This is a genomic window from Dickeya ananatis (genome assembly GCF_019464615.1).
Lineage (GTDB): Bacteria > Pseudomonadota > Gammaproteobacteria > Enterobacterales > Enterobacteriaceae > Dickeya > Dickeya oryzae.
Window position 1 is genome coordinate 4,237,551 of sequence record NZ_CP040816.1, and the last position, 23,532, is coordinate 4,261,082.

General features: G+C 53.1%; 23 protein-coding genes. 22 read left to right on the forward strand and 1 reads right to left on the reverse strand.

Going from position 1 to position 23,532, the window contains the following annotated elements; translation table 11 throughout:
- Positions 1–10: 10 nt before the first annotated feature.
- From atpF to FGI04_RS18905, 6 genes are read left to right on the forward strand one after another with little or no spacing between them, the layout of a single operon-like run.
- Complete coding sequence (atpF, locus tag FGI04_RS18880; RefSeq protein ID WP_012886748.1) at positions 11–481, forward strand: F0F1 ATP synthase subunit B; 471 nt, start codon at positions 11–13, stop codon at positions 479–481.
- A 14-nt stretch (positions 482–495) separates the two neighbouring features.
- The gene (atpH, locus tag FGI04_RS18885) at positions 496–1,029 is read left to right on the forward strand and encodes a F0F1 ATP synthase subunit delta (RefSeq protein WP_012886749.1); all 534 of its coding nucleotides are present in this window, start codon (positions 496–498) and stop codon (positions 1,027–1,029) included.
- 12 nt (positions 1,030–1,041) lie between these two features.
- Positions 1,042–2,583 (forward strand): F0F1 ATP synthase subunit alpha, encoded by a 1,542-nt coding sequence (atpA, locus tag FGI04_RS18890; protein ID WP_342699174.1) that lies wholly within the window; start codon positions 1,042–1,044, stop codon positions 2,581–2,583.
- Positions 2,584–2,636: 53 nt separating this feature from the next.
- The gene (gene atpG / locus FGI04_RS18895) at positions 2,637–3,500 is read left to right on the forward strand and encodes a F0F1 ATP synthase subunit gamma (RefSeq protein ID WP_016941652.1); all 864 of its coding nucleotides are present in this window, start codon (positions 2,637–2,639) and stop codon (positions 3,498–3,500) included.
- Positions 3,501–3,548: 48 nt separating this feature from the next.
- Positions 3,549–4,931 (forward strand): F0F1 ATP synthase subunit beta, encoded by a 1,383-nt coding sequence (gene atpD / locus FGI04_RS18900; RefSeq protein ID WP_168366797.1) that lies wholly within the window; start codon positions 3,549–3,551, stop codon positions 4,929–4,931.
- A 29-nt stretch (positions 4,932–4,960) separates the two neighbouring features.
- Positions 4,961–5,374 carry a F0F1 ATP synthase subunit epsilon gene (locus FGI04_RS18905; RefSeq protein ID WP_026357867.1) on the forward strand — a complete coding sequence of 138 codons (414 nt, stop codon included), beginning with the start codon at positions 4,961–4,963 and terminating at the stop codon, positions 5,372–5,374.
- Between the two features lie 127 nt (positions 5,375–5,501).
- Here FGI04_RS18905 and pelX read toward each other — a convergent pair whose 3' ends face one another.
- Positions 5,502–7,706: a pectate disaccharide-lyase PelX gene (pelX, locus tag FGI04_RS18910; RefSeq protein ID WP_407274302.1), complete on the reverse strand. Its 2,205-nt coding sequence runs from the start codon at positions 7,704–7,706 to the stop codon at positions 5,502–5,504.
- Positions 7,707–8,099: 393 nt separating this feature from the next.
- On the opposite strand from pelX, the gene glmU reads away from it, so the two are divergent.
- The 16 genes from glmU to FGI04_RS18990 all read left to right on the forward strand — a co-directional run bounded on the left by glmU (position 8,100) and on the right by FGI04_RS18990 (position 23,532).
- The gene (glmU, locus tag FGI04_RS18915) at positions 8,100–9,470 is read left to right on the forward strand and encodes a bifunctional UDP-N-acetylglucosamine diphosphorylase/glucosamine-1-phosphate N-acetyltransferase GlmU (RefSeq protein WP_407274301.1); all 1,371 of its coding nucleotides are present in this window, start codon (positions 8,100–8,102) and stop codon (positions 9,468–9,470) included.
- A 235-nt stretch (positions 9,471–9,705) separates the two neighbouring features.
- A complete protein-coding gene (gene glmS, locus FGI04_RS18920) occupies positions 9,706–11,541 on the forward strand; it encodes a glutamine--fructose-6-phosphate transaminase (isomerizing) (protein ID WP_038906107.1) in 1,836 nt (611 codons plus the stop codon).
- A 294-nt stretch (positions 11,542–11,835) separates the two neighbouring features.
- Positions 11,836–12,222 (forward strand): ApeA family protein, encoded by a 387-nt coding sequence (locus FGI04_RS18925; RefSeq protein ID WP_342699171.1) that lies wholly within the window; start codon positions 11,836–11,838, stop codon positions 12,220–12,222.
- Positions 12,223–12,301: 79 nt separating this feature from the next.
- Positions 12,302–13,369, forward strand: a complete 1,068-nt coding sequence (locus FGI04_RS18930) for a methyltransferase (protein ID WP_407274300.1) — start codon at positions 12,302–12,304, stop codon at positions 13,367–13,369.
- Between the two features lie 74 nt (positions 13,370–13,443).
- The gene (locus tag FGI04_RS18935; RefSeq protein WP_342699169.1) at positions 13,444–14,181 is read left to right on the forward strand and encodes a beta-ketoacyl synthase chain length factor; all 738 of its coding nucleotides are present in this window, start codon (positions 13,444–13,446) and stop codon (positions 14,179–14,181) included.
- A complete protein-coding gene (locus FGI04_RS18940; protein ID WP_342699168.1) occupies positions 14,174–14,959 on the forward strand; it encodes a lysophospholipid acyltransferase family protein in 786 nt (261 codons plus the stop codon). The genes FGI04_RS18935 and FGI04_RS18940 overlap by 8 nt, the downstream gene beginning before the upstream one ends.
- A gap of 33 nt (positions 14,960–14,992) precedes the next feature.
- Complete coding sequence (locus FGI04_RS18945; protein WP_012886761.1) at positions 14,993–15,259, forward strand: ApeE family acyl carrier protein; 267 nt, start codon at positions 14,993–14,995, stop codon at positions 15,257–15,259.
- Positions 15,260–15,281: 22 nt separating this feature from the next.
- Entirely contained in the window at positions 15,282–15,536 is a 255-nt protein-coding gene (locus tag FGI04_RS18950) for an acyl carrier protein (protein ID WP_012886762.1), read from the forward strand.
- Positions 15,523–16,113 carry a COG4648 family protein gene (locus FGI04_RS18955; protein ID WP_342699167.1) on the forward strand — a complete coding sequence of 197 codons (591 nt, stop codon included), beginning with the start codon at positions 15,523–15,525 and terminating at the stop codon, positions 16,111–16,113. The genes FGI04_RS18950 and FGI04_RS18955 overlap by 14 nt, the downstream gene beginning before the upstream one ends.
- Before the next feature lie 47 nt (positions 16,114–16,160).
- Positions 16,161–17,543, forward strand: coding sequence for an AMP-binding protein (locus tag FGI04_RS18960; protein WP_407274299.1), 1,383 nt, complete (start codon positions 16,161–16,163; stop codon positions 17,541–17,543).
- Entirely contained in the window at positions 17,530–17,895 is a 366-nt protein-coding gene (locus FGI04_RS18965; RefSeq protein ID WP_407274298.1) for a 3-hydroxyacyl-ACP dehydratase FabZ family protein, read from the forward strand. The genes FGI04_RS18960 and FGI04_RS18965 overlap by 14 nt, the downstream gene beginning before the upstream one ends.
- A complete protein-coding gene (locus tag FGI04_RS18970; RefSeq protein ID WP_407274297.1) occupies positions 17,886–19,595 on the forward strand; it encodes a glycosyltransferase family 2 protein in 1,710 nt (569 codons plus the stop codon). The genes FGI04_RS18965 and FGI04_RS18970 overlap by 10 nt, the downstream gene beginning before the upstream one ends.
- Positions 19,592–20,020 (forward strand): acyl-CoA thioesterase, encoded by a 429-nt coding sequence (locus FGI04_RS18975; RefSeq protein WP_342699163.1) that lies wholly within the window; start codon positions 19,592–19,594, stop codon positions 20,018–20,020. The genes FGI04_RS18970 and FGI04_RS18975 overlap by 4 nt, the downstream gene beginning before the upstream one ends.
- Positions 20,021–20,079: 59 nt before the next feature.
- Entirely contained in the window at positions 20,080–20,664 is a 585-nt protein-coding gene (locus FGI04_RS18980) for an ApeL family LolA-like protein (RefSeq protein ID WP_373565222.1), read from the forward strand.
- Positions 20,636–22,960 carry an ApeM family transporter gene (locus FGI04_RS18985; protein ID WP_407274296.1) on the forward strand — a complete coding sequence of 775 codons (2,325 nt, stop codon included), beginning with the start codon at positions 20,636–20,638 and terminating at the stop codon, positions 22,958–22,960. The genes FGI04_RS18980 and FGI04_RS18985 overlap by 29 nt, the downstream gene beginning before the upstream one ends.
- A complete protein-coding gene (locus tag FGI04_RS18990; RefSeq protein ID WP_407274295.1) occupies positions 22,957–23,532 on the forward strand; it encodes an ApeN family LolB-like membrane protein in 576 nt (191 codons plus the stop codon). The genes FGI04_RS18985 and FGI04_RS18990 overlap by 4 nt, the downstream gene beginning before the upstream one ends.

Below are 23,532 nucleotides of genomic sequence, written 5' to 3' on the forward strand. Positions count from 1 at the left end.
GCATTGTGCTGTGAATCTTAACGCAACAATCCTCGGCCAGGCCATTGCGTTCGTCCTGTTTGTCTGGTTCTGCATGAAGTATGTATGGCCGCCGATTATGGCAGCCATCGAAAAGCGTCAGAAAGAAATTGCTGACGGTCTTGCTTCTGCTGAACGTGCCAAAAAAGATCTGAACTTAGCGCAGGCCAATGCGACCGACCAACTGAAGAAAGCCAAAGCGGAAGCTCAGGTGATCATCGAGCAGGCAAACAAACAGCGTGCTTTGATTCTGGACGAAGCTAAAGTGGAAGCGGAAGCGGAACGCAACAAAATCGTGGCGCAGGCGCAGGCTGAAATCGAAGCCGAACGCAAACGTGCCCGTGAAGAGTTGCGTAAGCAGGTTGCCATTCTGGCTATTGCTGGTGCCGAGAAAATTATTGAACGTTCCGTGGATGAAGCTGCCAACAGCGACATCGTTGATAAACTGGTCGCTGAACTGTAAGGAGGGAGGGGCTGATGTCTGAATTTGTCACGGTAGCTCGCCCCTACGCCAAAGCAGCTTTTGACTTTGCCGTTGAACACCAGGCGCTTGATCGCTGGCAGCAGATGCTGGCGTTCGCTGCCGAAGTTGCGCGTAATGAACATATTGCCGGCATGCTGGCCGGAGCTATCGCTCCCCAGACCATGGCGCAGACATTCATTACCGTGTGTGGTGAACAACTGGATGAAGCAGGCCAGAACCTGATCAGGGTGATGGCTGAAAACGGACGTTTGCCAGTGCTGCCTGAGGTACTGGAACAGTTTGTTCAATTGCGTGCGGAGCTGGAATCGACCGTGGATGTCGAGGTCATTTCCGCCGCCACGTTGAGCGAGCAGCAGTTATCAGGGATAACTGCTGCAATGGAACAACGTCTGTCACGTAAAGTGAAGCTGAATTGCAAAATTGATAAGTCTGTTATGGCCGGCGTGGTAATTCGCGCGGGCGATATGGTGATAGACGGCAGTATTCGCGGTCGTCTGGAACGTCTGGCAGACGTCTTGCAGTCTTAAGGGGACTGGAGCATGCAACTGAATTCCACCGAAATCAGTGAACTGATCAAGCAGCGGATTGCTCAGTTCAACGTTGTGAGCGAAGCTCATAACGAAGGTACGATTGTTTCCGTCAGTGACGGGATCATTCGCATACACGGTCTGGCTGATGTGATGCAGGGTGAAATGATTTCCCTGCCGGGCAACCGTTACGCGATCGCACTGAACCTGGAGCGTGACTCCGTTGGTGCGGTAGTCATGGGTCCGTACGCGGATCTGGCTGAAGGCATGAAGGTTAAATGCACCGGCCGTATTCTGGAAGTGCCGGTTGGCCGTGGCCTGTTAGGCCGTGTGGTCAACACGCTGGGGGCACCCATCGACGGTAAAGGCCCGCTGGAACATGATGGTTTCTCTGCCGTAGAAACCATTGCGCCGGGTGTTATCGATCGCCAGTCCGTTGATCAGCCGGTTCAGACCGGTTACAAGTCTGTGGACGCCATGATTCCAATCGGTCGTGGTCAGCGTGAGCTTATCATCGGCGACCGTCAGACCGGTAAAACCGCGCTGGCGATTGATGCCATCATCAACCAGCGTGATTCCGGCATCAAATGTATTTATGTCGCTATCGGCCAGAAAGCGTCCACCATTGCTAACGTGGTGCGTAAACTGGAAGAGCACGGTGCATTGGCCAACACTATTGTTGTGGTGGCAACAGCGTCTGAATCTGCTGCGTTGCAATACCTGGCACCGTATGCCGGTTGCGCCATGGGCGAATACTTCCGTGACCGCGGTGAAGATGCGCTGATCATTTATGATGACCTGTCTAAACAGGCTGTCGCTTATCGTCAGATTTCCCTGTTGCTTCGTCGTCCGCCAGGTCGTGAAGCGTATCCGGGTGACGTATTCTATCTGCACTCCCGTCTGCTGGAGCGTGCTGCGCGTGTTAACGCCGAGTACGTGGAAGCCTTCACTAAAGGTGAAGTGAAAGGACAAACCGGTTCTTTGACTGCTCTGCCGATCATCGAAACACAGGCTGGCGACGTGTCCGCGTTCGTTCCGACCAACGTTATCTCGATTACCGATGGTCAGATCTTCCTGGAATCCAACCTGTTCAACTCTGGTATTCGTCCGGCGGTTAACCCAGGGATTTCCGTATCCCGTGTGGGTGGTGCTGCACAGACCAAGATCATGAAGAAACTGTCCGGTGGTATTCGTACCGCGCTGGCACAGTACCGCGAGCTGGCAGCGTTCTCCCAGTTTGCCTCTGATCTGGACGATGCAACCCGTAAACAGCTGAGCCATGGTCAGAAAGTGACCGAATTGCTGAAGCAGAAACAGTATGCGCCGATGTCAGTTGCGCAGCAGTCTCTGGTGCTGTTCGCGGCAGAACGTGGTTATCTGGAAGACGTTGAACTGGCGAAAGTCGGCAGCTTCGAAGCCGCACTGCTGGCTTATGCCAGCCGTGAGCACGGCGAGCTTCTGCAGCAGATCGACCAGACTGGTGCTTATAACGATGAGATCGAGGGTAAATTCAAAGGCATCCTCGATACCTTTAAGGCAACCCAGTCCTGGTAACGCCCCGTGGCCTGCCTTAACGGCAGGCCGCTAGGCATTGAGGAGAAGCTAAGATGGCCGGCGCAAAAGAGATACGTAGTAAGATCGGAAGCGTCCAGAACACGCAGAAGATCACCAAAGCGATGGAAATGGTCGCCGCTTCCAAAATGCGTAAATCGCAGGATCGTATGGCGGCCAGCCGTCCTTATGCGGAAACCATACGCAAAGTGATTGGTCACCTTGCGTTAGGGAATCTGGAATATAAACACCCGTACCTGGAAGAGCGTGACGTTAAGCGTGTCGGGTATCTGGTGGTGTCTACCGACCGTGGCCTGTGCGGCGGCCTGAACATTAACCTGTTCAAGAAGCTGCTGGGTGATATGAAAGCCTGGAACGAAAAAGGCGCCGAGGTTGATCTGGCGATGATTGGTTCCAAAGGTGTTTCTTTCTTCGGTTCTGTAGGCGCAAACATTGTTGCTCAGGTTACCGGCATGGGGGATAACCCTTCGCTGTCCGAACTGATCGGGCCGGTGAAAGTCATGCTGCAGGCCTACGACGAAGGTCGTCTGGACAAACTGTACGTGGTGAGCAACAAGTTCATCAATACCATGTCTCAGGTTCCACAAGTTGTTCAGCTGTTGCCATTGCCCCCGGCAGAAGAAGGCGAGCTGACGAAGAAATCCTGGGATTACCTGTATGAACCCGATCCTAAGTCGCTACTGGATACCCTGTTGCGCCGCTATGTGGAGTCTCAGGTTTATCAGGGCGTCGTAGAAAACCTGGCCAGTGAACAGGCCGCGCGAATGGTAGCGATGAAAGCCGCAACAGATAACGGCGGCAACCTGATCAAAGAGCTGCAGTTGGTTTACAACAAGGCTCGTCAGGCAAGCATCACTCAGGAACTCACCGAAATCGTATCGGGAGCCTCCGCGGTTTAAATCAGGTTTTACGAATTACGTATTGTCGAATTACGTAGAGGATTCAAGATGGCTACTGGAAAGATTATCCAGGTAATCGGCGCCGTGGTGGACGTCGAGTTCCCTCAGGACGCCGTACCGAATGTGTACGACGCGATTGAGGTAGAGAACGGGGCTGAGAAACTGGTGCTGGAAGTGCAGCAGCAGTTAGGTGGCGGCCTGGTTCGTTGTATTGCAATGGGTTCTTCCGACGGCCTGCGCCGTGGTTTGAAAGTCACCAACCTGGCGCACCCGATCGAAGTACCGGTTGGTAAAGCGACGCTGGGTCGTATCATGAACGTACTGGGTCAGCCGGTCGACATGAAAGGACCGATTGGCGAAGAAGAGCGCTGGGCAATTCACCGTGCAGCTCCGACGTACGAAGAACTGTCCAACTCCCAGGAACTGCTGGAAACCGGTATCAAGGTTATCGACCTGATTTGTCCGTTCGCTAAAGGCGGTAAAGTCGGTCTGTTCGGTGGTGCGGGTGTAGGTAAAACCGTAAACATGATGGAGCTGATTCGTAATATCGCGATTGAGCACTCCGGTTACTCTGTGTTTGCGGGCGTGGGCGAACGTACCCGTGAAGGTAACGACTTCTACCACGAAATGACCGACTCCAACGTTATCGACAAAGTATCGCTGGTGTATGGACAGATGAACGAGCCGCCGGGTAGCCGTCTGCGTGTGGCGCTGACCGGTCTGACCATGGCGGAAAAATTCCGTGACGAAGGTCGTGACGTTCTGCTGTTCGTGGATAACATCTACCGTTATACCCTGGCGGGGACGGAAGTATCCGCACTGCTGGGTCGTATGCCGTCCGCGGTGGGCTACCAGCCGACGCTGGCAGAAGAAATGGGTGTGTTGCAGGAGCGTATTACCTCCACCAAGACCGGTTCAATCACCTCTATTCAGGCTGTTTACGTGCCTGCGGATGACTTGACTGACCCGTCACCGGCAACCACCTTTGCGCACCTGGACTCGACAGTAACACTGAGCCGCCAGATCGCCTCTCTGGGTATCTACCCGGCCGTTGACCCGCTGGATTCCACCAGCCGTCAGCTGGATCCGCTGATCGTGGGTCAGGAGCACTACGATGTGGCGCGTGGCGTGCAGTCTATTCTGCAGCGTTATCAGGAACTGAAGGATATCATCGCGATTCTGGGTATGGACGAGCTGTCTGAAGAAGACAAGCTGGTGGTATCCCGTGCACGTAAGATCCAGCGCTTCCTGTCTCAGCCGTTCTTCGTAGCTGAAGTATTTACCGGTTCTCCGGGTAAATACGTGTCTCTGAAAGACACCATCCGTGGCTTCAAAGGCATTATGGAAGGCGAATACGACCACCTGCCGGAACAGGCGTTCTACATGGTTGGTTCCATTGATGAAGTAGTGGAAAAAGCCAAGAAACTGTAACGCCTTGATAGGAGGGTGATATGGCTGCTATGACTTACCATCTGGATGTCGTTAGTGCGGAACAGGCAATGTTTTCCGGTCTGGTGCAGAAAATCCAGGTGACCGGTAGCGAAGGCGAACTGGGAATCTATCCTGGCCACGCCCCCCTGCTCACGGCCATTAAGCCTGGTATGGTGCGCATTGTTAAACAGCACGGCGAAGAAGAGTATATCTACCTGTCCGGCGGTATCCTTGAGGTACAACCGAACATGGTGACCGTGCTGTCCGATACCGCCATTCGTGGGCAGGATCTTGATGAAGCGCGTGCGCTGGAAGCGAAGCGTAGAGCGGAAGAGCATATTCGCAATTCACACGGTGATGTGGATTATGCTCAGGCCTCTGCTGATTTGGCAAAAGCCATCGCCAAACTGCGCGTCATTGAGCTGACCAAAAAAGCGATGTAACAGATGCTGATGTAACTATCATGCAGATGTAAAAAAGCCAGCTGATTCCAGCTGGCTTTTTTTATGTCGGGGAACAGAGAGAGGGATGTTGGACGGTTCCGCCTCTCTGCTTTCACCAGTTAGGTGGTTATTTCTTTTTCAGGAAATCACCCAACTGCAAATTGCCTTTTTCATCACGGCTGAATACCGCCGGTATCGCGACGGATTTGTAATTCGCCGTCGTGATCTCTTTTCCTTCGCTGTTGAGCGAATGGTTATTCTTGATGAAATAGTTGCTGGCATCTACCCTGCCGACAACGGCGTCATCATATTTGCCAGGGTGGGTGCGCAGTGAGATATTGTTTTTGAAAATACCTTGTTTTTCCGGGCCATAGTAAGGACTTGGCCGGAAGATAAAGTTAAAGCGCACGTTATCCAGCGCGATATTGTTGGTGACCTGCAGTGCGCCGGGGTTAAAGTTGTCGCTAAAACCGTCCATGTGGTTACCGATAGCTATGCTATTTTTCACCTGATGCGCGACAGGCTGGCCTTCACCACCCAGCTTGAAGCCATTGCTGGTGTTGTTGAGCGAGACGGAGTTCTCGATCAATACCGCGCCATTCGGGCCATCCTCAATTTTGTTGAACAGATCGAAGCCATCATCAACGTTGTCATGGGAGAAGGCACCGCGAATGACGTTACCCTCGCCAACCCGCATTTTTATTGCGAAACCATCAGCGTCTTTTTTACTCGGGTCCTGATTACTGTGGGATTCTGAATTCAGGATCAGGTTATAACTGGCCCATAACGGACGACCTACGTTATCGCTGGATGAAACCTGAATACCGGTATTATCGCAGTGGTGTGCCAGTACCCGTTCAATCTGGTTGTGGCTGCCTTCAATGCGGAAACTCTTCTCGGTGATTTCGATCCCTTTGATTTTCCAGTAGCTGGCGTTGAGTTGCAGGCCGTGGAAAACCACTTTTTTGTCTGCTGGCATCAGCGTTTTAATGCCTCTGGCATTACCGCTGGCACTGACCGGGATAACGGTCGCGCTGTAATCGCCATCCATCAGCCATACTGTGCCACCAGCAGGTAATGCATTAATGGCTGTTTTTATATCCAATGGTGCGTTTTTGCTGCCGTTGTTGCCAGCTTTACCTTCCGGGGAGACATACAGATTTTTGGCGTCGGCCAGCGTGATTTTTTCTACGCTGAACGACGTGTCTTTTGCGGTTTTGTCTTCACCTTCTTCAGGAATGTAGACCAGTTTGAAGTCTGATTTTGGCTGCGTCAGCCTGGTTGTCAGAGAGAAATAATCCCCGGCGCGAACATGCTGCGGTTTACTCAGCGATTTGCCATTTTGGAATACTTCAATCGTTCCGTTGTAATTCACCCGCGCCTGTACCGGATAGGTATCACCGATAGCAAGCGATGAGGAGGTGACTTGCAACAACGGGGCCGTGGTTTCAGCTTTGAATGGCGCGGAAGGTATCGTGTTGGCTGGACTGGTGGTCAGACTGGCGTTACTGATGGTTATTTTCGCATTACGGGAGGCGAAGAATCCCACGTAGTAGTGGTTTTTATCTTGTTGGGTAACGAGATCCGCCCCTTTTATGGTTTTACTGACCCACTGGTCGCTGCCCTTGGGCGCATAAGAGGTGATGAAGCCATCGTTGGTGCGTTCCAGTTTCAAACGAAATGTCGGGGTCTGCTCCAGGTTAATTTTTTCCTGATAACTGGTACGGGTAATTTCTGCGTTGGTATTACCCCAGGGTTGTGTCACGCCATCGCGGCTAATGAGCTGCATTTTTACATCGGTTTTCGATTTTTTGTCCTGCGTCATGATGGCGTTCATCACCATGTTCGATGCCGCCGGAAACTCTTCATACCCTTCTTTCAATGGTTCCTGCCGGGGGACGCCAAGAATATCGCGAACTAACAGACCGGCCCCTTCCTGGGCATTGGGTTTGGCGTCGTTTTCCGGGCCGAACTGGTCGACGGTGACGTCAGATTGCAATGTGAAATTCACGTTGGCAGGCAATTGCGTATAGAAAAAGGTCAGGCCGTCATGGGTGTTGGCGATTTTCCCTCCCCGACTTTCGATAGTAATCGGAGAAGCCAGACTGGCTTTATCATTAATGGTCAGCTTTTTACCGTTGATGATAACGTCGTTAACGCCTACTTTTCCCGGCAATACGTTGGTGGCGAAGTTTACATCGGTAGACTGACCAAACGCGATGCTGTGCCACACCGGTGCGGCATCCTGAGTGGTGGCAAAGGCGGTGTGGGAACCCAGAAGCAAAAGCGAATTAAGGGCGACAGAGAGTAGCCCCGAAGTAGCGTATTTCATATTTTCCCCATCATTATTTGTTTTGAGCGACACATTATCTCAAAAAATGAAACGCTGTTTCTTTTGTTGCTTCACAAACTGAACGATGAAATTCACTTAATGAAACAATTGGTTTCATTTTGTCGTGTGTGTCCCGGTTCGGTGAAACGGTCGCTCGTTGTTATTCCATGTACAGACTCTGGTTATTGCAGGAGACGTTGAGGGTGGGTACGTTTCGCATTACCTAAATCCTGCCGGGTTGAGTAAACTCACGTTAATACGTTTTTTCAGCCTGGAGTAGGCGTGGGGACGTATTTTTCGCTGAAAAATATGTAGTAATCCGGCGTAATAACGGGTTTACTTTCGTTCGTCCGTACTCAATCGGACACCATTCAGTTTTTAGTCAGGATGCCTATGTCAAACAGTGCAATGAGCGTGGTTATCCTTGCCGCCGGCAAGGGAACCCGCATGTATTCCGATCTTCCCAAAGTGCTTCACCCTCTGGCGGGTAAACCGATTGTTCAGCATGTGATCGATGCGGCGAAGGGTGTTGGTGCCCGGTGTATTCATCTGGTTTACGGACACGGTGCTGACCTGATTCGAGAAACGCTGACGGAAACGTCGCTGAATTGGGTATTGCAAGCCGAGCAGTTGGGAACGGGCCATGCGGTGCAGCAAGCGGCTGATGGGTTTGACGATAACGAAGACATTCTGATTCTGTACGGCGATGTGCCGCTAATTTCTCCTGCAACGTTGCAGCGCCTGGCCGCCGCCAAACCGCAAGGCGGGATTGGCTTGCTGACCGTTAATCTGGCTGACCCTACCGGTTATGGCCGTATTGTGCGCGAGAACGGCGAAGTGGTGGGGATTGTGGAACATAAAGATGCCACCGAGCAGCAACGTACCATTACGGAAATCAACACCGGTATTTTGGTGGCGGGCGGCCGTGATTTGAAGCGTTGGTTAAGCCAGCTCAATAATCACAATGTACAGGGTGAATATTATCTTACCGATATCATCGCCATGGCGTCGCAGGAAGGGCAGCGGGTGGTGGCGGTACAGCCGTCGCGTCTGAGTGAAGTGGAAGGCATCAATAACCGTCTGCAACTGGCAACGCTGGAGCGCACTTACCAGCGCGAACAGGCGGAGCAGTTGTTGCTGGCGGGGGTCATGCTGCTGGATCCGGCTCGTTTTGATTTACGTGGCGAACTGGTACACGGGCGTGATGTGACTATCGACACCAATGTCATTCTGGAAGGCCGGGTGACGCTGGGTAATCGGGTGAAAATTGGCGCGGGCTGTGTAATCAAAAACAGTGAAATCGGTGATGATTGCGAACTCAGCCCGTACACCGTGGTGGAAAATGCGGTGTTGCAAGCGCGTTGTACTGTTGGACCGTTCGCCCGTCTGCGTCCCGGTGCGGTGCTGGAAGAAGAAGCGCATGTCGGTAATTTCGTCGAATTGAAAAAAGCGCGTCTTGGCAAAGGGTCGAAAGCCGGTCATCTGACGTATCTCGGCGACGCGGAAATTGGCTCTGGCGTGAATATTGGCGCGGGTGTGATTACCTGTAACTACGATGGCGCTAACAAGCACCAGACGGTGATTGGCGATGATGTGTTTGTCGGCTCGGATAGTCAACTGATAGCGCCTGTTAAGGTGGCTAACGGCGCGACTATTGGGGCTGGAACTACCGTCACCCGTGAGGTGGGGGAAAATGAGCTGGTTATTGGCCGTGTTAAGCAAACCCATATCAGCGGCTGGAAACGCCCGGTGAAGAAAAAATAAGAGTCTTACTCCCTCGGATTCGGTTTTTTGCGCAGGCACATGAAGGCGTGCCGATTCGAGGGGGAAATACGTCTTGAAATAAGACGGTTTTGCCCTGTGTTCCCTAGGGGAGTTCAGGGCAAAACATAAAAATCCCCACTCTCTACAAGGCTCGGGGAACCCGGAAAAAACCGGAACAATCAGGTCTAAAGACATCGTGGTGACACAATATGTCACGTTTACAGGAATACAACCGATGTGTGGAATTGTAGGCGCTGTTGCGCAACGAGATATTGCTGAGATCCTGCTGGAGGGGCTACGCCGCCTCGAGTACCGTGGTTATGACTCTGCCGGTCTGGCGGTGGTGAATAGTGAAGGAACGGTGTCCCGCCTGCGCCGTCTGGGTAAAGTGCAGGTGCTGGCTCAGGCGGCGGAAGAGCATCCGCTGTTGGGCGGAACCGGCATTGCCCACACCCGTTGGGCGACCCACGGTGAACCGTCTGAGCAGAATGCTCACCCGCATGTGTCTGGCGACATTATTGTGGTGCACAACGGTATCATTGAAAACCATGAGCCGCTGCGCGAGTTACTGGTATCCCGTGGCTATCATTTTGTTTCCGAAACGGATACGGAAGTGGTGGCACATCTGGTGCACTGGGAACAGCAGCAGAACGGTGGTTCGTTGCTGGATATCGTACAGCGCGTGATCCCACAACTGCGCGGTGCGTATGGCATGGTCCTGATGGATAGCCGTGACCCCAGCGTGCTGGTTGCTGCACGCTCTGGTAGCCCGCTGGTGATTGGCCGAGGTGTCGGTGAAAACTTTATTGCTTCCGATCAGTTGGCATTGTTGCCGGTAACTCGTCGCTTCATCTTCCTGGAAGAAGGTGACATCGCCGAAGTCACGCGTCGTACCGTGCGCATTGTCAATCGCCAGGGGCAGGACGTTCAGCGCGAAGAAATTGAATCAAAGGTACAGTACGATGCTGGCGATAAAGGCGCGTACCGTCACTACATGCAAAAAGAGATCTACGAGCAGCCGATGGCTATCAAAAACACCCTGGAAGGGCGTTTTAGTCACGGCGAGATCAACCTATCTGAATTAGGCCCGCAAGCGGATGCGCTGCTGGCACAGGTTCAACATATTCAGATTATTGCCTGCGGTACGTCTTATAACTCCGGTATGGTGTCGCGTTACTGGTTTGAGTCGCTGGCGGGGATTCCGTGTGATGTGGAAATTGCTTCAGAATTCCGCTATCGCAAACCGGCGGTCCGCCCCAATAGCCTGATGATTACCCTGTCCCAATCCGGTGAAACTGCCGATACGCTGGCGGCATTGCGTTTGTCGAAAGAACTGGGGTATCTGGGGTCGTTGGCGATTTGTAACGTAGCGGGTTCGTCGCTGGTGCGTGAATCGGATCTGGCGCTGATGACCCGTGCTGGTACCGAAATTGGCGTGGCATCCACCAAGGCATTCACGACACAATTGACGGTGTTGCTGATGCTGGTGGCGCGCATCGGTCGCCTGCGTGGTATGGAAGCCCGTATAGAGCAGGATATCGTGCATGCGTTGCAGGCATTACCGGCGCGCATCGAACAGATGCTGTCGCAAGACAAGCTGATCGAATCGCTGGCGGAAGGTTTCTCCGATAAGCATCATGCGTTGTTCCTGGGCCGCGGCGACCAGTACCCGATTGCGATGGAAGGGGCGCTCAAACTCAAGGAAATTTCCTACATCCATGCGGAAGCTTATGCCGCAGGTGAACTGAAACACGGGCCGCTGGCGTTGATCGATGCCGATATGCCGGTCGTCGTGGTCGCACCCAACAACGACCTGTTGGAAAAACTGAAATCCAACATCGAAGAAGTGCGTGCACGTGGTGGAGAACTTTACGTGTTTGCTGACGAACAGGCTGGGTTCACCTCCGATAGCGACATGATGAAGATTATCCAGTTGCCGCATGTAGAAGAAGTGATTGCGCCGATCTTCTACACCGTGCCGTTGCAATTGCTGTCTTACCATGTTGCCTTAATTAAAGGCACCGACGTAGACCAGCCGCGCAACCTGGCGAAATCGGTGACGGTGGAGTGACGATAGCGTCAGTTTTTCCCCGTATCTGAGCTTTTTCACCTCTGGCTTGATGGCGGAAGCCGTCATTTTCAGGATGTGAAACCAACAAAAGGTGGTCTGGCAACAGGCCACCTTTTCTCATTTTTGGAAGCTTATTTTTGAGACATTAATCAGTTAGTTTTCTGATAAATTTTGTCAATTTGTGCCTGTTTTGTGTAAGATAGCTTCAATGATGCGCACCTTTTAGGTCGTATCGGAAGCTGATCCTTGAGCTTTTAAGGCAGCGTAATTGTTGATTTTATTGACAGGGACTCTATGAAAAAGCAGCATTTTTTAGCAAGTATGGTTTGTGTTCTGGCATTAGCGGGCTGTGCGCGTACTGCACCGGTGATGAATACCACGACGCCAATTGCCGGGAATTACACGTCTGATCAGGTAAGAGTTGCTATTCTGCAGGCTGGTTTGCAGCGCAAATGGGTGATGACACCGGTTGCTCCTGGCGTCATTAACGGTCGCATTGATGACCGCGGTCATTCGGCGGATATTCGTATTAATTACACACCGACCAGCTATACCATCAATTATGTTAACAGCTATAACCTGAAAGCTGACGACGGGAAAATTCATAAAACGTATAACCGTTGGGTAAATAATCTGGACCACGAAATTCAATTAAAACTGGCTTCACAGCAAATCAAATAATTATAAGAGCCGAATACCTTTGATTATTCGGCTCTGATTTTTTTCTACATTAGAATTTATTTTTCTCAGGGAATTCATCGTGTTTCACGGATATGATCAGGATAATGCCAGTGCGCTGGAGGCAATAACAGAAGCGCAACGCATCGCATTTGCACCTATTTTGTTTCAGGCTGCGGTTAATCTTCGGGATCACGGTATTTTAGGATTTCTGGATGAGTGCGGCAATAACGGCGCAGAGCTTGATGATATTGTTGCCGTGACGGATTTAGACCGTTACGCGGTAGAAATTCTGTTAGATGCCGGTCTGAGTGGGCGGATGCTGGTTAGGAAAGACGCTCGCTATTTTATCGCCAAAACCGGTCATTATCTTATCCACGACAGAATGACACGCATCAACATGGACTTTACGCAGGACGTCTGCTATCAGGCCATGTTTCATCTTGATGAATCTTTGAGGCAGAAAAAACCGGTTGGCTTACAGGTTTTTGGTCACTGGTCGACAATTTATCCAGCACTTAGCCAATTACCTCAAAAAGTGAAAGAAAGCTGGTTTGCCTTCGACCATTTTTATTCCGATGCCGCATTTACTGCGGTATTACCCCATGTATTTCAGCACAAGCCCGTACAGCTTTATGACGTTGGTGGAAATACGGGAAAATGGGCAATGTGTTGCCACGATTACGATCAGGATGTACGCATTACCATCCTGGATTTACCTGAGCAAATTGCCTTATCCACCCGTTCTGTTGAGCTGGCGGGGAAAGCGGACAGAATTTCCGGCCTTGCCGTTGATATGCTTTCTGATGACCCGTTGCCCACAGACGCGGATATCTGGTGGATGAGCCAGTTTCTGGATTGCTTTAGTGAGGAGCAGATCGTTCAGATTCTGACGCGAATCGTGCGAGCGATGAAGGCAGATGCTCGAATTTGCATCCTGGAAATATTTTGGGATCGCCAGCCGTGGGAAGCGGGAGCATTCAGTCTGAATATGGCGTCGCTGTATTTTACCTGTCTGGCTAATGGTTATAGTCGGTTTTATGCGGCAAGCCGGTTTTTGCCGTTATTACAGGAAGCGGGGCTTGATATCGAACAGCAGGTTGATGGATTGGGTATTGGCCATACCTTGCTGGTTTGTAAGAAAAAATAAGGCGTTATGTGGTCATTCGCAGGGTGCAGGGAATAGTCCGCGTGTTTTAACACAATGATTCGGAATACACGGGTATGAGATTGGCTTTTACACTCCTCGACTGGCAAGCCAGCGCACCAGGGTTTGGCGATCTGTCGGCATGGCGACAATGGGCCGCGCAACCTGCGCTGATTGACGCCGCTCAGCCACTGGCGAAATGTGACCAGTTACCGATGATGACGGCGCGTCGGCTTAACAGCGGCAGTCGGATGGCGGTTAACAACGGGCTGGCATTGCTGCGGCGTCAGAGTGACATTGAGGCGATTGTCTTTACCAGTCGTCACGGTGAACTGGAACGTAACCTGCGTATTTTGCTGGCGTTATCCCGGCAGGAAAGCCTGTCCCCTACGGATTTTGCCATGTCGGTTCATAATGCGGCCGTGGGTAGCCTGACCATTGCGGCCCAGATGCCGCTGGTATCAACGTCGGTTTCTGCGGGGATGGACTCTTTCCAGCAAGGGTTGGTGGAAGTGGCGGCCTTGCAGTCGGCAGGGTATTCCCGTGTGTTGCTGGTAGATTTTGATGGTGTTATCCCCGAGTTTTACCACACTCAGGTTTCCAGTCGGATGCCGCGCTATCCCTATGCCGTTGCGTTGTTGCTGGCACCCGGTGCTGATCTGATGTGCGAGGCACGGCCGAGATCTGACGTCGCTTCGGAGTCTGAGTTACCACAAAGTTTGCAATTCCTGCACGGTTTGTTGTCAGACATTCCCGCATTTTCGGTGGATGGCGAACGCCACCGTTGGCAATGGACGGTAGCGCATCATGTCTGAATCTTCATTGTCCATGAATCGTTCGTCGCGCCTGAACTGGTGCTGGCGGCTGGTGATGACCGGGTGTTGCTTTGGGTTATTTAGCCTGGGTGGTTTGTTGCTGTCGACAGTCTGGTTCAATTTACTGCTGCTGATTCAGCGTGATGAAGCCAAACGCCGGACATGGGCGCGTCACAGTATTGCCTTTAGTTTCCGTTGCTTCCTGCGTAGTGCTCGTGCGCTCGGTGTGCTGGATTATCACATTGACGATATTGAAACACTGCGCCGTGATCGCGGCTGTCTGGTGGTGGCCAACCACCCGACGTTGATTGACTACGTCCTGCTGGCCTCTGTGATGCCGGATGTTGATTGCCTGGTGAAAGCGGAATTACGTCAGAACATGTTTTTCCGCGGTGTTATCCGGGCGGCGGATTATCTGGTTAACAGCCAGTCCGAAACGTTATTACCCCATTGTCACCAGCGGATTAATCGGGGAGATGTGATCATGATTTTTCCCGAGGGAACCCGTACCCGTTATCAGCAACCCGTCGTACTGCAACGTGGTGCCGCCAATATCGCTGTTCGTTGCGGCTGCGATTTACGGATTGTACACATTTTCTGTAGCCAGCAGACATTGGGAAAACAGAGCCGCTGGTATCACATCCCGCCGGAAAAACCCTGTTTCACCATTCGGGTGCGTGAGCGCATCAGTAGTCAGACTTTTATTACCGGGGAAGATGAGCTGCCGCTGGCGGCACGCCGTCTGAATCGTTTTTTGCAGCAGTCTCTAACGCTTTGATAAGCAAAATAAATCAGAAAACAGGTATGAGTTATGGAAGATCTTTTCCTTGAAATCAAACAGATGATTATCGATGCCCTGAACCTTGAAGAGGTCAGTGTCGATGAAATTGAAACCGAAGCGCCTTTGTTTGGTGAAGGGCTGGGTCTGGATTCGATCGATGCACTTGAGCTCGGTCTGGCAGTGAAAAACCGCTATGGCGTAGTGCTTTCAGCCGAAAGCGAAGAAATGCGGCAGCACTTCTTTTCCGTCGCGACGCTGGCGTCATTCATTATGTCTCAGCGTCAGGCTGGCGCCTGATTGAAAAAATGGTGGGTTTATCATGGACAAAAATGAAATTTATAACGAAATCAAAACACTGCTGGTAAAGCTGTTTGAGCTCGACGAAGACGACATCACGCTGGAATCACGGCTGTATGAAGACCTGGAATTAGACAGCATTGATGCTGTGGATATGGTGGTACACCTGCAAAAACGGATTGGCCGCAAGATTTCACCAGAAACCTTTAAATCGGTTCGTACCGTGCAGGATGTTGTTAACGCTATCGAACAATTGATGGGCCATGAAGACAAGTGAGACCAGAGGACGCCTGTTATATCGCATAACCGGCGTATTGGTCAGCGTAATGACGCTGAGCTGGCCGTTTTTGGTGTGGTTCAGTATTACGCATCCCGATCATCGTTGGTTATTACCGCTGCTGGCGCTGGTTTTTCTGGCTCGCTTGTTGATGCTCAAGAGCAGCCAAGGGTTATACCGCCAAACCGGGCTATTACTGGCAGCGGCAGGTGCGGCGTTGTGTCTTGCCAGCCTGTGGTTGCGCGATCGGCAATGGCTGATGTGGTATCCGGTGGCGGTGAATGTTGTCATGCTGACGCTGTTTTTCGGTTCGTTATTTAGCCGCATGCCGTTTATTGAGCGTATTGCCCGTTTACGGGAGCCGGAGTTGCCTGCCCGGGCCATTGCTTATACGCGGCGTGTGACACAAGTCTGGTGCCTGTTTTTTGTTTGCAACGGCATGATAGCGTTACTGACCTGTCTGTCGGGAAACATGGTGTGGTGGACCGCCTGGAACGGCATGATCAGCTACTTATTGATGGGGTTATTAATGGGTGGCGAATGGCTGGTACGTCAGCGGTTGAGGAAGTCTGTTTGAACGCGATGGCCGACAAACAGGATGATGAAAGAAAATAGTGTGACGGAATGAATAATGTGACAACCCGGTCACTGAGTGACTGGTTAATCAGCGACGGCATGTCTATCACGTCTATCGCGCGCATTGTTGCGACAAACGGTAAGCAGAACTTTACGCTGACGATGATGCGTCAGCAGGTGGTATCGCTGTGTCGGCAACTGATGTCATGCGATGAATCACGCTGGGCGTTATGTTTTGAAGACAGCTACCTGTTCACGGTGGCGCTGTTAGCCGCGCTGCATGCGGGGAAAACGCCGGTCATTTATGGCCATTGCCGGGAATCCGTACTGCGTGAACAGTGTGATGAATTTGACGGATTACTGACAGACTGTCGCATGGCGCTGTCCTGCCATTGCTTTTATCTTTCAACCGATGATGTGTTGCATGATGATGCCTGTCACCATGACATTATGCTGCCGCCCATTTCTGACGACGCCTGCCTGATATTGTTTACTTCCGGCTCCACCGGTAAACCCCGGCAGATACATAAACCGATACGCTGTATGGATGAAGAAGCGCGCTGGCTGGCCCGACTATGGGGTGAGCGTTTGCGTGACTGCCATATCATGGCGTCGGTGACCCACCAGCATATGTACGGGCTGACATTCCGTATCTGGTTGCCGATGTCGCTGGGGCTGAGTTTTGATAGCCGTCAGGTACTGTATAGCGAGCAACTGTCGGCACACTCATCGGCGCGGCGTTACGCTTTTATCAGCAGTCCGGCGTTTTTGCGCCGTATTGACCATTCCCTTCAGGCGCCTCACTGCGAATTGATTGTGTCGGCCGGTGGCGTTCTGCCGTGGCCGTGTGCGCAATCTGCACAGCAGTGGCTGGGAAACGCGGTGGATGAAATTTACGGCAGTACGGAAACGGGGGTCGTGGGCTGGCGCTCCCGGCAAGATGAACAGAGCGTCTGGCAACCGTTTTCTGGCGTGTCGCTTAAGAAGGGCCGCGACGGTAGCTGGCGGATTCATTCCGCGCTGATCCCACAGCCGGAAGGCGTGGTGTTGGATGATAAGCTCGCTTTTGACGAGCAAGGCTGTTTCCAACTGTGCGGACGCCACGATCGTATCGTGAAGATTGAAGACAAACGTATTTCGCTCAGTGAGATTGAACGCCGACTGCTATCGCTACCGGAAATTGACGATGCGGTGGCCTTGCAGGTGACCCGACAAGACCGAAGCGGTATTGGGGTGGTGCTGGTGCTGAAATCGCCGACGACCTCAAGTGTATTGCCAGCCTTAAAACGCCAGTGGCGTCATGAGTTGCACAAATGGCTGGAGCCGGTAGCGATGCCGCGTTTCTGGCGTATTGTCGACGCTATCCCTGTTAACAGTCAGAGCAAACGCGCCTGGCCACAGATTCAGGAGCTGTTCCATGCTGCCGGTTGAGCTTTCACGCGTCTGCTCTGCATCACAGGCGGAATTGCTGCTGTATATTGACGCGAACCTATTCTGGTTCGATGGTCATTTCCCACAGCAACCATTGTTGCCGGGTGTGGCGCAGCTTGACTGGGCGTTGCATTACGGCCGGGAGACACTGGCACCTGGCTGGCGGTTTCTCTCGGTGGAAAACATCAAGTTCCAACATCCGGTTCTGCCGGGTAAAACCCTGCGTCTGACGCTGAACTGGCTGGAAGAAAAACAGCAACTGACCTTCAGCTACCACATTATAGCGACTGGGCAGGCGGCGACTGAAACCAGCCAGGCCGCCAGCAGCGGGAAAATTCGATTATGTCGATGACCCAGGCCTTTTCGCCCTGCGTGGTGATCCCTTGCTATAACCATGGCGCGACGATGCGTAGCGTTTTGACGCGGCTGGCACCGTTTGAGTTACCGGTACTGATTGTCGATGATGGCAGTGATGACGCAACACAGCAGGTACTGTCACGCCTGACGGATGAATTCGCCAATGTCAGGCTGTTTCGATTAGCACAGAACAGCGGTAAAGGCGCGGCCGTCATGCACGGATTGGCGATGGCGGCGCACGCCGGTTACAGCCATGCATTGCAGGTTGACGCGGATGGTCAGCATCACATCGAAGATACGCCGCGTATGCTGGCCCAAGCGCGCGCCTGGCCGGATTGCCTGATCTCCGGGCGGCCGCTGTACGATGCGTCGGTACCACGTTCACGGCTGTACGGCCGCTATGTCACCCATGTCTGGGTCTGGATCGAAACGCTCTCGTTGTCGCTCAAAGACAGTATGTGCGGGTTCCGGGTTTACCCTATCGCGCCGACACTGGCGTTATCTACAACGCAGGCGATCGGTCGTCGTATGGATTTCGATACCGAAGTGATGGTGCGTCTGTACTGGAACGGCACCTTCAGCCGCTTTGTCCCGACTCGGGTGGTTTACCCCGAAAACGGGATTTCCCATTTCGATGCATTGCGTGACAACCTGCGTATTTCCTGGATGCATACCCGTTTGTTTTTCGGCATGTTGCCGCGCATTCCCTCATTACTCAAACGTCGTCGTGAACCGCACTGGGCCGCTATCAATGAACGCAAAGGTATGCTCGGAATGCGTTTCATGTTGCAGGTTTACCGAGGGTTTGGCCGCCGGGCATTTACCCTGCTGTTGTGGCCGGTGATCGCATTTTATTGGTTGACTGGCGGCCCGCAGCGCAAAGCCTCGCAGGATTGGCTACGGGCGGTGCGTTTGTATGCCCGCCAGCAACAGGTTAGCTTGCCGCGTCCGTTAACCAGCTATCACCATTTTCTGCGTTTTGGTCATGCCATGATCGATAAAATCGCCAGCTGGCGCGGCGATTTGCAGTGGGGGCGGGATATCGATTTCGCTCCCGGTGCGCGTGAGACTATCAATCAGGGACGTGCGCGCGGACAGTTGATTCTGGCTTCTCATCTCGGTGATATCGAGGTGTGCCGTGGTCTGGCCCGTCAGGTCAGCGGTCTGGTCATCAATGCGTTGGTGTTTACCGACAATGCCCAGCGTTTTCGGCAGATTCAGGAAGCCGTAACGCCTGAAGCCGGTGTTAACCTGATTCCGGTCAGCGATATCGGCCCGGATACCGCGATGTTGTTGCAACAGAAGCTGGATGCCGGTGAGTGGGTGGCGATAGTTGGTGACCGTACGGCGGTAAATCGGCAGCGTGGCGGCGGACGGCGGGTGATCTGGAGTTCGTTTTTGGGGCGACCCGCGCCGTTTCCACAAGGGCCGTTTGTACTGGCGGCAGCGTTGCGTTGCCCGGTACTACTGATGTTCGCTATCCGTGAGCATGGCCAATTACGTGTTTATTGCGAACCGTTCGCCGACCCTATTTTGTTGCCGCGAGCTCAGCGTCAGAGCGCTTTGCAGCACGTGGTGGATCGCTACGCCGAACGGCTGGAACACCACGCACTAAAAGCGCCGCTGGACTGGTTTAATTTTTTTGATTTCTGGCAGTTGTCGGATGACACGCCGACTGATGGGGAAAACACATGAGTGCGTTAACGGATCTCAATCTTAGCCATGAGGTCGAGCTGGTCGTCTCTTTTCATGACTGTGACCCGATGGGCGTGGTCTGGCACGGCAATTACTTCCGCTTTTTCGAAGTGGCGCGGGAAGCGTTACTGGGGAAATTCAATTACGGCTATCGGGAAATGAAAGCGTCCGGTTTCGTCTGGCCGGTGGTGGATACGCGGGTGAAATACCGTTCGGTGCTGACCTATGAGCAGCGAATTCGTGTACGAGCGACGATTGAAGAAGTGGAGAATCGCCTGCGTATCGCCTACCAGATTTTCGATGTGCAAAGCGGGCAGCGTACTACCACTGGCTACACCATTCAGGTGGCGGTGGAAGAGGGCAGCAAAACCCTGAGTTTTGTTTCGCCGAAAATTTTGTTGGATCGTCTGGGAGTGACGATATGAAAACGAACGTCGAGAAGACTTTCTGCGTAAAAATAATACAACCCGTCGTCTTGCTGGCAATGATGATGCTCCTGAGCCTGACGGCGCGGGCCGTGACACTCGATGAGTTGCAGCAACGCTTTAGTAGCCAGCCGGTAGTGCGTGCCGACTTTACCCAGCTACGGCAAATCAGCGGCATGGCGCAGCCGCTTAAATCAAGCGGCGCGATGCTGATTGCCCGCCAGAAAGGGTTGTGGTGGCATCAGGCCACACCTTTTGCGATGACGCTGGTGTTAGATGACCAACGCATGGTGCAGGTAATGAATGGTCAGCCGCCTCAAATTATCACCGCAGAAAGTCAGCCGCAGATGTTCCAGTTCAACCACCTGTTACGGGCGCTGTTTCAGGCTGATCGCCAGGTGCTGGAGCAAAACTTCAAGATCGATTTTAGCGATCTTGGTCAACAGCGCTGGCGTCTGGTTTTGACCCCGAAAGTGTCCCCGCTCGATAAGCTGTTTAATGCTATTACCCTGAACGGACAAGCCTTTCTCGATGAGATTGTGATCAACGATCGTCAAGGGGATATGACCCGCATTGTGCTGAGCAATCAGCGTATCACCCCTCAGGCGTTAAGTGATGACGAGCAAAAGCGATTCGTTTTCTGACTGGCATCGCCGTGCGGCGATAACCTGGGGCGTTATTATCATCGCGTTGTTGCTGGCGCTGACGTTGCTATGGCCGCAGGCAAGAATTAACAGCAGCGTACTGGCCCTGCTGCCGGGGCAGTCGATGGGTAAGGCACCGCCTGCGCTTCAGCAAGGGTTTATGCAACGTCTTGATCAGCAAATGGTATGGCTGGTAACAGCGGGTGATCAGGCGAATCCGGCGGTAGCCGAACGTTGGTTACAGCAATTACGTTCGTTGCCTGAATTAAAACAGGTCAATGGGCCGGTTGACGCACAGCAGCAACAGGCGTGGGGACGCTTTGCGTTTGAACATCGTAACGGGTTGATAGATAACGCTACCCGCCAGCGTTTGCAGCGGGGCGGTGATGCTCAGGCTGACTGGGTGTTATCGCAGCTGTATTCCGCTTTTGCCGGTGTTAGCAGCCTGGAGCTGACGCACGACCCCTTGTTGCTGGTGAGAGGATCGCAACTGGCGTTGCAACAGCAGGCCAGTCAGATGGTGTTGGCGCAGGGGTGGCTGACGGTCAAAGATAAGGACGGGCGTACCTGGTATTTCCTGCATGGCGAACTGGCGGGCGGCAGTGCGTTTGATATGACGGCCGGGCACCAACTGGTGGAGAAACTGGACCGGTTGCAGGGCGAGCTGCGTGCGGCGTTTCCACAGTCACAGGTGTTGACCCGCAGTACATTATTGTTTAGCGATTACGCCAGCCAGCAGGCCCGACACGATGTCTCCACACTGGGTAGCGCCACTGTCGCAGGGGTGTTGCTGCTGGTGTTTTTCGCGTTCCGCTCAGTCAGGCCGTTAGTGTTATGTGCGTTGTCGGTATCGATAGGCGCGCTGGCTGGAACCGTCTGCACGTTGCTGCTGTTTGGCGAAATCCATGTGATGACGCTGGTGATGAGCCTCAGCATCGTAGGTATTTCTGCCGATTACACCCTGTATTACCTGACCGAGCGTATGGTACATGGCGGTGCGGTATCGCCGCTCGATAGCCTGAGAAAGGTCTTGCCGGCCTTGCTGCTGGCGTTGGGGACCACGGTCGTGGCTTATCTGATTATTGTACTGGCACCGTTTCCTGGCTTGCGGCAGTTATCGGTGTTTGCCGCATCTGGATTAACCGCATCATGCCTGACGGTGATGGTCTGGTATCCCTTTTTGGTGCGCGGCTTACCGGTGCGCCCGATACCAGCGATGGTGCTGATGGGACGATGGCTGGCGGCCTGGCGTCGTAATGCGTGGGTGCGTCGAGGGATTCCGCTCTTGGTTGTGGTCGTTGGTGTGATTGGTGTGTGGCGTATTGATGTGAATGACGACATCACACAGCTGCAATCGCTGCCGCCGTCGCTGGTACAACAGGAGCGCCAAATCAGCGCGCTGACCGGGCAACAGGCCGACCAGACCTGGTTTATGGTGTATGGCGACTCGCCGGAACAGACGTTACAGCGGCTGGCACAACTGGCACCTGCTCTGGATGCGGCACAGCAACACCATGATTTCGCGTCTTATCGTCTGTTGCCGCTCAATGCACTGCAGCGCCAGCAACAGGATACGCAACTGATCGCCGCTGCCGCGCCCGTGGTGATGGCCCGCCTGCGTGAGGCTGGCGTTAGTCTGGGTGAACCGGATATCCGCCCGATGACGGTAACGCCGCAAGACTGGCTTAACAGTCCGCTCAGTGAAGGCTGGCGGTTGTTGTGGCTGACGTTGCCAAATGGCGTGAGCGGCGTATTGGTGCCGGTGAACGGCGTAAAAGACAGTAGCAGACTGGAAGCCTTGTCGCAGGAGATACCGGGGGTGGTGTGGATCGATCGTAAAGGCACATTTGATCAGTTATTTGGCCTGTATCGTATGATCCTTGGCGCATTGCTGGCGGTTGCTGTTGGTGTGATCGCGTTGAGCTATGTGCTGCGACTGGGAATACGTCGCGGTTTGTTGAGTGTGGTGCCGTCGGTGTTGTCGTTGCTGGGGAGCGTGGCGGTGCTGTCGTTCAGCGGGCATCCCTTCAATCTGTTTTCACTGCTGGCGTTGGTGCTGGTATTGGGTATCGGCATCAATTACACGCTGTTCTTTGGTAATCCGCGCGCTACACCCATGACATCGTTGCTGGCAGTCACGCTGGCGATGTGCACCACCTTATTGACGCTGGGTATGCTGGTGTTCAGCAGCACTCAGGCCATCAGTAGTTTTGGCATTGTGTTGTGTGCCGGTATTTTTATTGCTTTTTTACTGGCGCCGCTGGCGTTGCCGGATTCAAAAGGGAAACGAAAATGAGAGTATCTGCCAATCTGATCCTGATGGCGGTGGTGATGATGTTACTGAGTGCCTGTGCAGGTAAGCCGTCCGATCCTCGACCTCAGGCGTGGCTTAAACCCGGCGTTAAAGTCACGCTTCCCGCACCGGGCATCTCGCCGACGGTGGAACAACAGCAACTGTTGACGGGCACGTATAAAGGAAAACAACAGTCTTTACTGGTGCTGTTGCATGCGGATCAACGTCAGTTGTCACTGGCGGGCCTGTCATCGCTGGGGATTCGTTTGTTCCGCATCACCTATGACGCCACTGGCGTTCATACCGAACAGTCGCTGGTGCTGCCCGAATTACCGCCCGCCAGTCAGGTGCTGGCAGATATCATGCTCAGTCACTGGCCATTATCGGCCTGGCAGAAACAGTTGCCGACCGGCTGGACGTTAAAAGATGACGGCGATACGCGCCAGCTGCGTGATAACCACGGTGATTTGGTTGTCGAGATTCGTTATCAGCAGCGTAATAACCAGCGGGAGCCCATCAGTGTGAAACACCTCGCCTTCGGCTACCACATCGTTATTCAATATTTGGATAGTTAG

Coding starts and splice junctions, on each gene's coding strand:
- atpH (WP_012886749.1), top strand. CDS start 496: ATGTCTGAATTTGTCACGGTAGCTCGCCCCTACGCCAAAGCAGCTTTT.
- atpA (WP_342699174.1), top strand. CDS start 1,042: ATGCAACTGAATTCCACCGAAATCAGTGAACTGATCAAGCAGCGGATT.
- atpG (WP_016941652.1), top strand. CDS start 2,637: ATGGCCGGCGCAAAAGAGATACGTAGTAAGATCGGAAGCGTCCAGAAC.
- atpD (WP_168366797.1), top strand. CDS start 3,549: ATGGCTACTGGAAAGATTATCCAGGTAATCGGCGCCGTGGTGGACGTC.
- FGI04_RS18905 (WP_026357867.1), top strand. CDS start 4,961: ATGACTTACCATCTGGATGTCGTTAGTGCGGAACAGGCAATGTTTTCC.
- pelX (WP_407274302.1), bottom strand. CDS start 7,706: ATGAAATACGCTACTTCGGGGCTACTCTCTGTCGCCCTTAATTCGCTT.
- glmU (WP_407274301.1), top strand. CDS start 8,100: ATGTCAAACAGTGCAATGAGCGTGGTTATCCTTGCCGCCGGCAAGGGA.
- glmS (WP_038906107.1), top strand. CDS start 9,706: ATGTGTGGAATTGTAGGCGCTGTTGCGCAACGAGATATTGCTGAGATC.
- FGI04_RS18925 (WP_342699171.1), top strand. CDS start 11,836: ATGAAAAAGCAGCATTTTTTAGCAAGTATGGTTTGTGTTCTGGCATTA.
- FGI04_RS18935 (WP_342699169.1), top strand. CDS start 13,444: ATGAGATTGGCTTTTACACTCCTCGACTGGCAAGCCAGCGCACCAGGG.
- FGI04_RS18940 (WP_342699168.1), top strand. CDS start 14,174: ATGTCTGAATCTTCATTGTCCATGAATCGTTCGTCGCGCCTGAACTGG.
- FGI04_RS18945 (WP_012886761.1), top strand. CDS start 14,993: ATGGAAGATCTTTTCCTTGAAATCAAACAGATGATTATCGATGCCCTG.
- FGI04_RS18950 (WP_012886762.1), top strand. CDS start 15,282: ATGGACAAAAATGAAATTTATAACGAAATCAAAACACTGCTGGTAAAG.
- FGI04_RS18955 (WP_342699167.1), top strand. CDS start 15,523: ATGAAGACAAGTGAGACCAGAGGACGCCTGTTATATCGCATAACCGGC.
- FGI04_RS18960 (WP_407274299.1), top strand. CDS start 16,161: ATGAATAATGTGACAACCCGGTCACTGAGTGACTGGTTAATCAGCGAC.
- FGI04_RS18965 (WP_407274298.1), top strand. CDS start 17,530: ATGCTGCCGGTTGAGCTTTCACGCGTCTGCTCTGCATCACAGGCGGAA.
- FGI04_RS18970 (WP_407274297.1), top strand. CDS start 17,886: ATGTCGATGACCCAGGCCTTTTCGCCCTGCGTGGTGATCCCTTGCTAT.
- FGI04_RS18975 (WP_342699163.1), top strand. CDS start 19,592: ATGAGTGCGTTAACGGATCTCAATCTTAGCCATGAGGTCGAGCTGGTC.
- FGI04_RS18980 (WP_373565222.1), top strand. CDS start 20,080: ATGATGATGCTCCTGAGCCTGACGGCGCGGGCCGTGACACTCGATGAG.
- FGI04_RS18985 (WP_407274296.1), top strand. CDS start 20,636: ATGACGAGCAAAAGCGATTCGTTTTCTGACTGGCATCGCCGTGCGGCG.
- FGI04_RS18990 (WP_407274295.1), top strand. CDS start 22,957: ATGAGAGTATCTGCCAATCTGATCCTGATGGCGGTGGTGATGATGTTA.